Below are 13,381 nucleotides of genomic sequence, written 5' to 3'. Positions count from 1 at the left end.
CTCTATACTTTAATTCACTGGCTTGCTCTATCCAACCGGGAGATAAATCTTAAAGGCTGCTCCCTCATCCACACCGCTCTCAGTAGTAATAAAGCCATTGTGATTCTCAACGATTTTCTTCACGATTGAAAGTCCAATGCCAGTCCCTGCATACTCATCTTTGCCATGAAGACGCTGAAATACCTGGAAAATTCTATCGCTGAACTGCGGATCAAACCCGATACCATTGTCTTTGATGGTGATCAGATGATAATATCTTTCAGTTGCTCCCCAATGACGAATCGTATCGCCTTCCACTTTAGTAGTTGTGATCAGGATCACAGGTATAACTCCTTGCTTTGAGAACTTTAGAGCATTGGAAATGATGTTGGTCAACAGTTGCTCAAACTGATAAGGTATAACATGAGCCATCGGTAGCGTTGCAAACTGGATCGTAGCCTGCTTCTGATCAATACTCTCTTTCAACTGCTCAAGGACGGTATTAAGAATTGTGGTAAGATTTATTAACTCAAAATTCCTTTCAGCAGTACTTGCCCTGGAATAGGTAAGAAGATCAACAATCAGCTGTTTCATTCGGGTAGATGCCGACTGCATGCGCTTCAGATAGTCTTTACCTGAATCCGTAAGATGATCCGCCTCCAATTCCTGAATCCGTGTGGCAAATGTCTGGATCTTGCGCAATGGTTCCTGCAAATCGTGACTTGCGACATACGCAAATTGCCCAAGCTCAATGTTCGATTTTACCAGATCTTCATTGCGTTGATTCAATTCTCGGGTGCGCTCCTGAACTTTTGATTCAAGTTCACTGATAAATAATTTTCGGTCGTGAATGTCCGTACTCGTCCCCACCCACATTTGAATATTGCCTTCATTATCGCGCTGCGCTATCGCACGACTTAATTGCCAGCGATACTCTCCATCTTTTCTTTTAAAGCGATGTTCAAAAAGAAAATCATTGCCGGATTGGATCGATTCAATCCACACCCTTACATTCTCATCTCTTTCATCAGGATGGACAATCTGAAGCCATCCTTCCTGTTGTACTTTTTCAACAGTCAATCCCGAATAATCATAAACAGATTGATTAAAGTAATTCAAGTTTCCTTTAGGATCTCCGGTCCATACAAACTGAGGCATGGAATCCGCCAGTAACCTGAATCGCTTTTCATTTTCAAGTAATTCCTGCTGGAAGAATTTCTCTTCCGATATATCACGGACAGTTCCAATCAATTTCTCCGGCTTGCCTTGCTCATCATAAAAAACCTTTCCCTTTGCTTCTATCCAGCGAATTGTTCCATCTTCCCAGATCAGGCGCGAAACATATTCGAGATGACCTTTTGCATAAGCATCCTGAAAAGCATTGTCCCTGATTACCTTATCCTCAGGATGCAGTCGACGAAGAAGATCAGCATGGGTTAGGTGCTCACGATCGGGATATCCAATTATTTCAAGGTATCGTTTGGAATAACTTACAGCACCTGTTTTAACATTAAGCTCCCAGGTACCAAGATCACTAGCCTGAATAACTATCTGCAACTTCAGTTCATTCTCAGCGATACGGCGCTCATCCAGTTTTTGTTGGGTAATATTTCTTGCGCTTTTTGATGCCCCGACGGTGTTACCCATCAAATCCTTAATAGGCGAAACCGTTAAAGAGATTTCAATTTCAGTGTTTCCCTTGGCAACTCTTATGGTCTCAAAGTGATCAACATTCTCCCCTTTCTTTATCCGGCTCAGAATATCCACCTCTTCCTGTTGACGATTCAAAGGAATAATATGACTCATCGATCTGCCGATCATTTCTTCAGCAGTGTATCCATACAGACGAACTGCTCCACCGTTCCAGCTTGTCACAATTCCTTCCATGGTGATACCTACTATAGCATCATCTGCAGAATCGACGATAGCAGCAAGTCTCTCTGTTCTTTCCTCCGCGGCACGACTGTCGGTGATATCCAACATAGTTCCCAGCATTCTGACCGGAACTTTGTTATCATCATACAAGACCTTGCCGTTTGTCTTAATCCAGCGAATGGATTGATCAGGGTGAACAACGCGTGCTTCGTAGTTATAATCATTGGTCTGCAGCGCCTTTTCAAAAGCCTTCTCTACGATTGTATGAATATCATCGCGATGGATCTGATCACGCATTTGCTGATGAGTGATGACCTTGGTCTCTTCATGACCAAATAGCGTAGCAAGGCGTGGTGAATAAATGATTTCTCTTGTCTGAAGATTTAAATCCCAGGTGGCCAATCTTGTACCTTCCGTTGCTAATCTGAGGCGCTGCTCACTCAATCGCAGCTTCTCTTCTGTAGCTTTTCGAACGGTGATGTCCACTAACATATTAACAGCACCAATAACTACCCCGGATGAATTTTTGATAGGTCGTGGATGAGGCAAAACATTTAATCGAACGCCATCAGGACGTTCAATAATGATCTCCTGACCGGTAACTGACATTCCATCTCTGATGACGACTGCCGTCGGATATTTATCAGGAGTTAGGAGTGTTCCATCAGTATTAAAAATTTTCCATGAGCCGCACCAACGGGTTTTTCCAGCAATGGGAGCGATTCCCCATAAATCTACTGCTGCCTGATTGAATTGAAGTATATATCCATCAGCGTCGCATGTATAGATGGCAGTAGGAAGGCTTTCAATTAATTCCTGATAACGCCCTTCCCCGGAAAGCAGCTGATTAGTATTGATCGATTCGGATTGCATTAACCTGATCAGGGTTTAAGTATATACTCATCCATTGGAATTTTGTGAATATTCTCCTTCCAATTGGTAAACAGTACCTTTTCTATTACCCTCTTCAAAAGATGGAAGGTGCCTGGCTTGCAGATATAAAAATTTGCACCCCTTTCATATGTCAACTTAATGTCTTCCTCCTGAAAAGAAGTGGAGAATATTACCACAGGAATGTCCTTAAGCTTTTGGGTTCGCTTGATTTCTTCAAGGCATTCAAAACCATTCTTCCGGGGCATATTGAGATCAAGGAAAATGACATCCGGCGGTGGTGGCACCGTATCATGCAAAATCTGCATCAGCTGCTGGCCGTTTTTCGCAGTTGTTAATTTTGTACTGAGCTGAACCTCTTTTAAAGCGTCTTCAAATATCATTCTGTCATCTTCATCATCCTCAGCAAGGAAAACGGACTTCTTTAGGGGTGTGTTCATTCTTTAAAAATACTCAATTTCATTCGAAAAACGCATGATTTAGGGGATTTATTGACCCCTAACGTGGCAATATTTCCACACGAGAACCGCCCCTGCCCTTTAATTTCTATTGGCACACTTCTTTTACTCTATTGGAAAACAAAACAACCAACATGAAAAAATCAATCAAGTCAGTTATATATAGTGCGCTCGTGGGCCTCTGTATTTTTGTATCCGTTGATGGATATTCGCAACAGCAGGAAACATCTGCTGAAACAACTTTAACACCAAAGTTTGGTATTAAGGGTGGTGTCAACCTTTCAAATCTTTACGTTGATAACGTTGAAGATGAAAATATGAAAGTGGGATTTACAGGTGGTTTTTATGCAAAACTTCCTATGACAAGAGGGATCTCTATACAGCCTGAATTATTGTATAGCAATCTTGGTGCAAGACTTACTTATGACAACTTTATCCAGGGATCAGGTGAATATCGTTTCAACCTAAACTATATCCAGCTTCCTGTGTCATTGGTCTTCAACATCGTTAAGAACTTTAACATCCATGCCGGTGGTTATGCTTCTTATCTGACTTCTGCTAACGTGAAGAACGTTCAGAATGGCGATATTCAGGGTGTAACGGATCTTGACTCTGATGACTTCAACAGATTCGATTACGGTCTCGTTGGTGGTCTTGGTCTCGACATCGAAAACTTTACGATCGGTGCACGCTATAACTATGGATTAAACCAGATCGGTAAGAGTGGTAATTTGTCAGGTGACCTTACTCAGGATTCAAAGAACAGTGCATTGACACTCTTCATTGGTCTTGCTTTCTAAGAAAAAAACTTAGGGACATTCTTCAACTATCTGCTTCTCCGCCGGATTCATTCGGAATAAGGGAAAGACGATTCTGACTAGGGGGGTTAGGTTTCGTAGCCAGTGGAAAATGTAATTGAAGATGTCCCTTCCTATCAATAAAAAAAACCCAGTCGAAACACGGCTGGGTTTTTCTTATTTGTAATATTTATTAAAGTGCTGGAAAAGAAATAGTGAATACCGTTCCTTCGTTTACTTTTGAGACCAGGGAGATCGTACTCTTATGCGACTGAATAATTGCAATCGCTGATGCAAGACCGAGACCTACACCATTAGGCTTTGAAGTAAAGTAAGGCTCAAAAAGTCTTGATGTGGTTTCCTCATTCATTCCACATCCATTATCTCCAATGATCACCTTATGGATCACCGGACTCGAGATAATGGTAATTGTTAAAACTCCTTTTCCTTCTTCCATTGCCTCGACGGCATTAAGAATAATATTCAGGAAAGCGATTTTTATTTTTTCCAAATCAAGAAGTGCGGAAGCGGGTATCGTTGGGTAATTCAACTCCAGTTTTATCTTCTTCAATGCGATACGATCCTGGGCATCTTCAATTGCCCGATCCACAACGGACTGCAGGGATAGCACCCTGAATTTCATCTTAAAGTAGCGGGAAGAATCCATGAGCTCGTTAATGAGGTCATCAATTCTTTTAACTCCCCTATAAACAATACTTAAAAGTTCCTGATCTTCTTCAGAAATTCCAGCCTTTAGCTGATCAATTGAGACACTGATATTATTTAATGGATTTCTGATCTCATGTGCCAGCGTCCGTACCACGTTTCCTTTGGCTTCAAGTTTTTCAGCTTCCAGTGTGATCTCTTCCGCCCGCTTCAGTAACGTGATATCCTGGATCATTCCCTGCACATACTGCATCCCTTCGCTATCAATTTCCAGGGAGGCAGAGATGAGCGCGATTTTGCGTTCCTGATTTCCAGAGATCAATTCGATCTGAAAGTCATCGACGCTTTTTTCTTCAGCCAGTTTTCTGGCAAGCAGTACCTTCTCCTTTTCATCGGAAAGCAGATCATAAATACTGCGGCCAATCAACAAATTTCTTTCAAGGTCAAATAGAGAAACCGCGACTTCATTGATGTTAATGATGGTAAGCTGATGGTCAGATAAAAAGATAACATCCCGTGTTTTTTCGAAAATATTGCGATACTTTCTTTCACTGGCTCTTGATGCCTTAAGAATAGCTGACCGTTCCAACGAATAACGAATGCATCGTTCCAGCTTCTCAGGATTTAATTCTGATTTGATAAGATAATCAACAGCTCCCAGGCGCATCGCCTCGAGATCAATTGCCTGATTTCCCTGGCCCGTCAGTAGAATAACTGGCTGTTCATTGTGCTGGACAGCTGGTTCCTTTAATAAATCTAATCCTGTTTTTGCACCCAGGCGGTAATCAATGAAGTAGATATCATGCTCTGACTTTCCGATGCGTTCAACAGCTTTTTTATAATTGGAACACCATTCTATTGCAAAGGTGCGTGTAGTGATATCCTTGATCTGAGAACTGGTGAGAATAAAATCGTCTTCTTCATCGTCGACGATCAGTACGCGCACAGGTTTACTATTAACCGATTCAGGCATGTAATTAATTATGTTTTTCCGGTAATATAATAGAGATGATCGTTCCTTCGCCCGGGCTACTACTTGCCGAGATCACACCCTGATGATTATCAGTGATCTTCTTGCAGAGCGCAAGTCCTATGCCAGATCCTGGATATTCATTTTTACTATTCAATCTTTGAAACATCTGGAAAATGGTTTCAGCATACTCTTCTTCAAAACCGATTCCATTGTCTTTGATCATCAATTTATAATATTCTGTATTGATATCAAGGTTCAGCCCGGTTGCTTCCTGTCTCGATAGTTTCCTGCACTTGATGCTGATCACAGGAGAAACGTCCTGCTTCCGGAATTTGATGGCATTCAATATAATATTAGCAAATAATTGCTTTAGCTGCAGCTTCATCCCCTCAATTTCAGGAAGATCGGTGACCTCAATTTTTGTGTTAGTCTCCTCAATCTTCAACTCAAGATCATTGAGAACTTCAGCTACAATTTCATTAAGTTTTATCTTCTCGAACCAATCTCCATTTCGCGACAGGCGTGAAAACTCCATTAAGCCATCAATCATGAGGCGGGCATTCTGGGTAGCCGACAAAATTCTCTCAAGATATCCTTTCGCTTCTTCATCCAGGCCACTGCTGTGCTTGGTTCGAAGTCTGTCAGCAAATGAGTGAACCTTTCTCAGAGGCTCATGCATATCATGAGAGGCGATGTATGCAAAGTCTTCCAGATCCTTATTAGATCTTCTCAATTCAACGATCTTTCTCTCAAGCTCTCTTTCATACTTCACAATCTTGGTAACATCACGGGTAGTGCCAATCAGACGAATCGGTTCTCCTTGTGCGTCACGGATCATTTTTCCATAAGTTTCCAGTTGTTTGATTTCACCAGAACCTGTAGCAATCTGGTATTGCCACACAGCAGAGTTAGATTGTTGAAAGGCCTCGCCCCTCTTTGATTTATAGCTTTCAAAATCGTCGTCGAATAAGTGCTTCTTGTAAAGCGCTTCTGTAATGGTCATCTTTTCTTTATCAGCAACAGGGTCATACCCGTATAGGGTATACATCCCATCGGACCACATAACATCTCCCGTCTTGATATCAAGTTCGAATGTTCCCTGATCCAGAAACATATCACGCTCCATGATCATTTCACGATATCCCAACAAACTATTAATCAATGTTGACTTCTCGGTAACATCCCTGTTAATTCCAAGCGCCCCGATCAGAACTTCATTTGCATAGCGGAATCGAATTGTGCTATGAAGAATCTTGCTTTGCTGATCATGCGTCAGAATGGTGTACTCATAACTCAAAAACTCCTGCTTGGTGTCAATAGCGTGATTATAAAGCTTATCGATTCTTTCCCGGTCTTTAGGAATAATGTGGTCCAGGAAGAACTTACTGGACATTTTAGACTCTATCTCCTTTTCATTATAGTTAAGCAATGGATAAACACCTTTGCTCCATCGTTCAATATTTGTGATTGCATCCCATCGCCAGGTTGAGAACTGAAGCAACGTCTCTGTATCGTCCATCAGCTCACGGAAAGCTCTTGCTTCATCCGCAACCTTTATCTGCTCACTGATATCCTGAGCAATGAATAGAACGGATTCAGGCTTACCCTTGTCATTACGACGAATGACCTTACCCGTTACCTGAAAGTGAATGTAGTCACCTTCCTTGCGATTGAGACGGCATTGATATCCATGCGAGTCGTGTTCCTTGAGCTCGTAATACTTTTCAAGCTCCTTTTGAACCAGCTCAAGATCATCTTTAAATACAAGGCGACCAAAATCCTGTTTCCATTCTTTCAGATCATCATAAGAATAACCAAGGGAGTCTGTGAGCTTTTTATTTATATAGCGCAGCTGCTTCTGATCCAGGTCGTAGACATAGACCAGGCCGGGAAAAAAATCGTAGATGCCCATTTGCAAAGCATCGTCCGCCATATTAATAACTCCTCGCGGATTATTAATATCCTGTGAATCACCGGCTAAAGACATTTACTTATTTATTTACCACTCAAAACCTTGTATTCATCAAGCTTATTATAGAGTGTCTTTCTATCAATGTTCAGTATTTTGGCCGCTTTTGTCTTATTGAATTTTACCTCTTTTAAAACCTTAAGGATCAACTCATATTCAGCGTCAAGGCTGGCACCTTTAATCGTTTCGGTTACGCTGGTGGGCAAACCTGTAGACGATGTAAGACCATGGCCATGAGAAACTGCAACGGGGTGCTCCGTCAATCTATCCGGCAAAGCAGTCGGCTCACTTTGGAATAATAGTTTAGAGAAATTGGAAATTTCAAATGGAAGGGATCTTGCCTCAATGAATTCTGTATCCGTCAGCAACACGACCCGCTTAATTACATTCTTTAACTCACGAAGATTTCCGTACCAGATATAATTTTTAAATATCTCATCGACCTCCGGAGTAAAACCCTTGACATTCTTACTCAGCTCATTATTAGTAAGGGTAAGGAAATGCTGTGCAAATATTTTAATATCATCCTTCCTCTCACGCAACGGTGGAACTGTAATGGTAAACTCATTAAAGCGGTGATATAGATCTTCGCGGAAACGCATTTTGTTCTGACGGGTATTATCCCATAGCAATTCATTGCTGGCAACAATTATTCGCACATCAAGATCAATGTCTTTCGTTCCGCCTACCCGGCGCATCTTTCTTTCCTGAACAACACGCAAGAGGGAAACCTGAACATCATAGGGAAGATTGGCAATCTCATCCAGGAAAATTGTACCGCCGTTGGCAATCTCAAAATTCCCGATCTTCTGACCCATCGCACCGGTGAAGGCGCCTTTCTCATGACCGAACAACTCACTTCCTGCCAGTTCTTTTGAGAGCGCTCCGCAGTCGATCGCCACAAAGGGCTTTGACTTACGCGCACTGCGTTTATGGATCTCCTGAGCTATTGCTTCTTTTCCGCTACCTGTTTCACCATAAATGATGACGCTGTAGTTAGTAGGGGCAACACGATTGATCTGCTCCAGCAGATTTTTAAACACCGGGCTATCTCCAAAAATATATTGACCTGAAATTGTAGTGCCTGATTTCTCTTTTACAGGAGCAGGTGCAGCAGTCTCAGGAATCGGGTCATCTTTCGCAACACCTGCCAGGGCTTTGCGTATTGTTAATAATATCTCATCCGGGATCAATGGCTTAATGACATAATCATACGCCCCCAGCTTCATTACTTCAACGGCAATCTTTATATCGGCATAGCCCGTAATAATAATTACAGGAATATCATGGTAATGGTCCTTGATCTCTTTCAACAAAGCATTACCATTTGTATCCCCCAATTTAAAATCGCAAAGGATCAGGTCAGGCTTTGTTTTGGATAACAGACTTAAGGCGGCTTTCCCGCTGTCTGCTTCAAAAACCTCAAAATCATTCTTTTTTAAATAGCGTAACAACAAGAACCGCATGTCACGGTCGTCATCAATCACCAAAATCTTTTGCATGCTTTGTTATTGAGTTAATCGAAAGGTCTAATTTAAAACTCCTTCCTTGAAATTACTACCTATTTTAACGCCACGCAGCTCTACGTTGCGCAATCGGAATTTGAAGATGCTCACGATACTTAGAGACCGTCCTGCGAGCAATGTCAAAACCTTTTCCTGAGAGAATTGACACCAACTGCTGGTCAGTATAAGGCGCGTGCTTGTCCTCTGTTTTCACAACTTCCTCGATGGCAGTTTGAATAACGCGGTTACTGATCATTTCACCCTGTTCATTCTCAACACCTTCTGAGAATAAGCTCTTCAGTAAAATTGTGCCAAAGGGTGTGTCTGCGTATTTATTGCAGGTGATGCGGGACACCGTGGAGATGTCCATTCCGATCTTCTCAGCAATATTCTTCAGGATCATCGGTTTCAGAAAACGGATATCACCTTCTCTGAAATAGTCTGCCTGGAATTTCAGGATCTCGGTCATGATCTTCATCATAGTTGTTTCGCGCTGCTTGATAGCATCCACAAACCACTGTGCTGAATTTAATTTTCCTTTAAGATATGTTACGGTTGCCTTGTCGGCCTTCTTTTCTTTCTCAAGCATCTTCGTCAACGACTGATTAATGAATAAAGTCGATGAACGCTGACGATATAATGATACTTCCAGCTTATCATCATTTTCTGTAATGATAAAATCAGGGATCACGTGTGGAGCCGCAACAGAAGATTGTAGTTCTGTAAAGGGTTTTCTCTTCAATGTTGCGATCAGGCGGATAACATCACGAAGTTCGTCTTCAGAAATCTGAATCTTGTTGGCGATCTTTTCCATGTTCCTGTTTGAAAGATCCTGGAAGTGATCACTAAGCAAGCTGATACCATACTTCACAGTATCTTCCTGTTCCATTGCCTGCAATTGGAAAATAAGAAACTCCTTGATAGTTCTGCAGCCAATACCACAAGGGTCGATTTGTTGCAGTAAAAGGCGCATTCTTTCAACTTCTTCAGCTTCCACTACAATATGATTCTGGAAAGAAATGTCATCTGCAAGGGAGGAGGCATCTGCATCAAGAAATCCCTGTTCATCCAATGAATCAATCAGAAATTCTGCAATGATGGTTTCCTTTTCATTGGATAAATGAACAGACATCTGTTCTTTCAATGCCTTTCTGAAATCATGTAATTCTGCAAATGGTCTTTGCGCAGTATCTTCCGCGAGATAATTGTTATGCTCTAATTTATAATCAGGAATATCATCATAAGCATATTCCTCTTCATCCTGATACTCCTGTATTTCGTCCTTAGAAGATTCGGCAGAAAGCTTATCTTCATCGTTAACCTCCTCTTCCAACAAAGGATTATCATTCAACTCTTCCTGAATACGTTGCTGTAATTCAAGAGTAGTGAGGTGAAATAATTTTAATAATTGTATTTGCTGTGGTAAGACATTGAAATGCTGCTTTTGTGTTCCAATTTGCTTTAGCATAACACTGAGGTTTATAGGTTTCTTTGACGTGGAATAGGCAATGCAGAAGCCAGAAAAATTTGGGCAACAACGATATTGATACTTTAAAAATTAAGTGCTTGATAATCAAACAAAAACAAAACAATCAGTGCTCCTGGTCTATTTCTCAGGGCAAAAATTAACTTTGAAGTGTAGAAAAAATTCCACAATTAAGGGTTCTAAATGAGAAAAAGTCAGCTTTATTCCATTGCTTTTGGGTTTTCGCTACTGGTGCTGCTATTCTTTTCTATGCTCCTTTATAATAGCCTCACCTCCTACTCAGAATACTCTTCCCTGGTCGAGCATACCCAGGTAGTTATGAATAATGTGCAAAAGATGCATTCCCAGGTGATCGACGCAGAGACCGGACAACGCGGATTTTTACTTACTAAAGATTCCATTTTTCTGGAACCCCTGCTAGAGGCGCGGTCACAGGTTCCAAAAACCATAGACAGCCTTAGGGGGCTGGCATTTGAAAACACGTTGGAAAGTAAAATGATTGACACGTTGCGCAAGGTGTCATGGGAGAAACTTCAGATCATGGAGGAAACTCTGAATATCAGTCCATTCATCTCTCCCGACGCATTGACCTTAAGATTAAAAGCTGGCAAGGTTAAAATGGACAAGTTCAGAAGTATTGTAAATACCATCCTGGCTGAAGAGCAGCTGCTGCTTGTTCAGCGGGCGAAAAAGAAACTGGAATTTGAAAGAATAACACCTTCTTATTTCAAGGCAATCATTTCCATCACGGCTGTGGTTTCTCTGATCTCATTTGTACTTCTGATGCAGGAATTAAAACATCGTACGGCTGCACAAAATCTATTGGAGAGTAAGTTTCATTCATTGAATCGTTCCAATGCCGAGCTTCAGCAAATTGCCTATGTTACTTCTCACGATCTTCAGGAACCTTTGCGGAAGATGAGGATCTTCAGCGATGCATTGATCATAAAATTTGAAAAAGAGATTCCGGAAGAAGCTTTAGCAATCCTGAAACGAGTTGATGCAAATGCCGCGAGAGTCAGAGAACTGGTGGCCGATCTTTCTTCATTTACAAGTCTGGCCACTCCTGATGGAAAAATAACAGACGTGAATCTCTCATTAGCAATATCCAAAGCACAGGCAGCACTTTCAGAAAAAATGAACGAGAAGAAGGGAAGCCTTACCATCCAGACTTCCTTACCGATCATTAAAGGGTACAAGCAACAACTTGAAATGCTCTTTGAGGAATTGATTAACAATTCAATAAAATTCTCGAAACCCGAAGAACCTTTAAACATTACTATCTATTCAGAAATAGTATCAAATAATGGCAATGAACTACTTACTCCAGACCGCCAGTACCTGATGATCAATTTTTCTGATAATGGAATTGGGTTTGAATCTGAATATGCCAATAAGATCTTTATCCTCTTTCAGAAACTTCATGGCCAATCTGACCGGTACGAGGGGAAAGGGCTGGGACTTTCCCTTTGTCAGAGAATTATGGCAAATCATGACGGTTTTATTACCGCTGCAGGTGGAATTAACGAAGGGGCAACATTTACTTTGTACTTTCCGCTTTAAGGTCAAAATCGAGTAAACAGTGGTATCTTGGGTGCCATAGTGTATATATAACCATGCAGGACAACAGAAGCATAGTAATAGCGGAGGACGACAGTGACGATAGATTATTGCTGGAAACTGCTTTTAAGGAAACCGGATTACAACTGGATGTTGTATTTGCTCACAATGGCGTTGATCTTTTGAAGATCCTGACTGACGAAAATAATGTCTATCCAAGGGTAATTCTCCTGGATCTCAATATGCCCAAAAAAGACGGTAGAGAGTCGCTCAAAGAGATTAAGCAACACCCTCACCTGAAAAAGATTCCTGTGGTGATTTTTACTACTACTAAAAATGAGTCAGAGATTGCCCGATGCTATGAGTTGGGCGCTAATACCTACGTGGTTAAGCCAGATAGTTATTCAGATCTTCTGAAGGTTGTAAGTAGGTTGAAAGCGTATTGGTTTGAAACTGCCTCTGTAGCTCTTCGATAATTAAGCTACCCGACGTAGCTTGTCAGAAATCTTCTGTAAAAAATTTCCACCCGCTCCTTTAGTAAGGAAGTTCGTTCCGTAGTTTTTCATTAAAAAAGGAACAATAAGGCGTGTTATCCAACCAGCCTTTGCCAGGACGAGATTTTTAATCAAAACATCTCCTACAAGATCAACTCCCAGAGAGACAAGGGAATTGCTTTTGTCTTTGGTTGTGATCTTTGCTAAAAAGGTCAAAAGATCTTTCGCAGGACGCAGTTCTTTTTTCAATTCAACAACGTCGGCTCTGATGATCTCCTTCTGAATCGCCAATGTCTTCTCAAGGGATTCACGTTCCGCTACGAGGTCTTCATATGTCTGGATCTTACTCATAAACCTTTCTGATTATCTGATTTCTGACATATGGGAAAATGATCTTCTTTCTGAAGAGGATAATGATAATAGCACAGAGCAGATAAAATCCACCCACGATAAAGAATCCCGCTTTCGGATCGTCAAGTGTTTCACCAAGCCACATACTTACTCCCAATCCTCCAAACATGAGAACGAACATCAGAAAAAAGGTGATGAGAATCGCCATCAGACTGACGGAAGCAACACCGGTAGCTTTCTGAGTAGCATTTAATACAGTGAGCTTGAAATATGTCTCTACGTAATCCGAGACATGGTCTGTTAATGATTCAGCTTTGGTTTTTAATTCGTCCATGGGGGTTTCGCCGGTTAAGAAATTAGCAAGGCAGGAAAATTCC

11 protein-coding genes are annotated in these 13,381 nt (G+C 41.4%); 3 read left to right on the top strand and 8 right to left on the bottom strand.

What is annotated here, in order from left to right; genetic code table 11:
- Positions 1–27 precede the first annotated feature (27 nt).
- Positions 28–2,727 (bottom strand): PAS domain S-box protein, encoded by a 2,700-nt coding sequence (locus tag HOP08_13980; GenBank protein ID NOT76030.1) that lies wholly within the window; start codon positions 2,725–2,727, stop codon positions 28–30.
- A gap of 8 nt (positions 2,728–2,735) precedes the next feature.
- A complete protein-coding gene (locus HOP08_13975) occupies positions 2,736–3,185 on the bottom strand; it encodes a response regulator (protein NOT76029.1) in 450 nt (149 codons plus the stop codon).
- A 152-nt stretch (positions 3,186–3,337) separates the two neighbouring features.
- Between HOP08_13975 and HOP08_13970 the strand changes: the two genes are divergently transcribed.
- On the top strand, positions 3,338–4,003 hold the full coding sequence (locus HOP08_13970; GenBank protein ID NOT76028.1) for a PorT family protein: 666 nt from the start codon (positions 3,338–3,340) through the stop codon (positions 4,001–4,003).
- A gap of 190 nt (positions 4,004–4,193) precedes the next feature.
- Here HOP08_13970 and HOP08_13965 read toward each other — a convergent pair whose 3' ends face one another.
- The 4 genes from HOP08_13965 to rpoN form a co-directional block, all read right to left on the bottom strand.
- The gene (locus HOP08_13965; GenBank protein ID NOT76027.1) at positions 4,194–5,639 is read right to left on the bottom strand and encodes a response regulator; all 1,446 of its coding nucleotides are present in this window, start codon (positions 5,637–5,639) and stop codon (positions 4,194–4,196) included.
- Positions 5,640–5,643: 4 nt separating this feature from the next.
- Positions 5,644–7,626 carry a PAS domain-containing protein gene (locus HOP08_13960; protein ID NOT76026.1) on the bottom strand — a complete coding sequence of 661 codons (1,983 nt, stop codon included), beginning with the start codon at positions 7,624–7,626 and terminating at the stop codon, positions 5,644–5,646.
- Positions 7,627–7,634: 8 nt separating this feature from the next.
- Positions 7,635–9,110 carry a sigma-54-dependent Fis family transcriptional regulator gene (locus tag HOP08_13955; protein NOT76025.1) on the bottom strand — a complete coding sequence of 492 codons (1,476 nt, stop codon included), beginning with the start codon at positions 9,108–9,110 and terminating at the stop codon, positions 7,635–7,637.
- 64 nt (positions 9,111–9,174) lie between these two features.
- Entirely contained in the window at positions 9,175–10,581 is a 1,407-nt protein-coding gene (gene rpoN / locus HOP08_13950; protein NOT76024.1) for an RNA polymerase factor sigma-54, read from the bottom strand.
- A gap of 201 nt (positions 10,582–10,782) precedes the next feature.
- Here rpoN and HOP08_13945 point away from each other — a divergent pair, with 201 nt between their 5' ends.
- Both HOP08_13945 and HOP08_13940 read left to right on the top strand, forming a co-directional pair.
- Positions 10,783–12,162, top strand: coding sequence for a hypothetical protein (locus HOP08_13945; GenBank protein ID NOT76023.1), 1,380 nt, complete (start codon positions 10,783–10,785; stop codon positions 12,160–12,162).
- 53 nt (positions 12,163–12,215) lie between these two features.
- Positions 12,216–12,635 (top strand): response regulator, encoded by a 420-nt coding sequence (locus HOP08_13940; protein NOT76022.1) that lies wholly within the window; start codon positions 12,216–12,218, stop codon positions 12,633–12,635.
- On the opposite strand, the gene HOP08_13935 is transcribed toward HOP08_13940, so the two are convergent.
- Both HOP08_13935 and HOP08_13930 read right to left on the bottom strand, forming a co-directional pair.
- On the bottom strand, positions 12,636–13,004 hold the full coding sequence (locus tag HOP08_13935) for a hypothetical protein (protein NOT76021.1): 369 nt from the start codon (positions 13,002–13,004) through the stop codon (positions 12,636–12,638).
- Entirely contained in the window at positions 12,997–13,338 is a 342-nt protein-coding gene (locus HOP08_13930; protein NOT76020.1) for a phage holin family protein, read from the bottom strand. The genes HOP08_13935 and HOP08_13930 overlap by 8 nt, the downstream gene beginning before the upstream one ends.
- Between the last annotated feature and the right edge of the window lie 43 nt (positions 13,339–13,381).

Source organism: Cyclobacteriaceae bacterium, assembly GCA_013141055.1.
Taxonomy (GTDB): Bacteria; Bacteroidota; Bacteroidia; order Cytophagales; family Cyclobacteriaceae; genus ELB16-189.
This window is presented reverse-complemented; position numbering and strand designations above follow the sequence as displayed.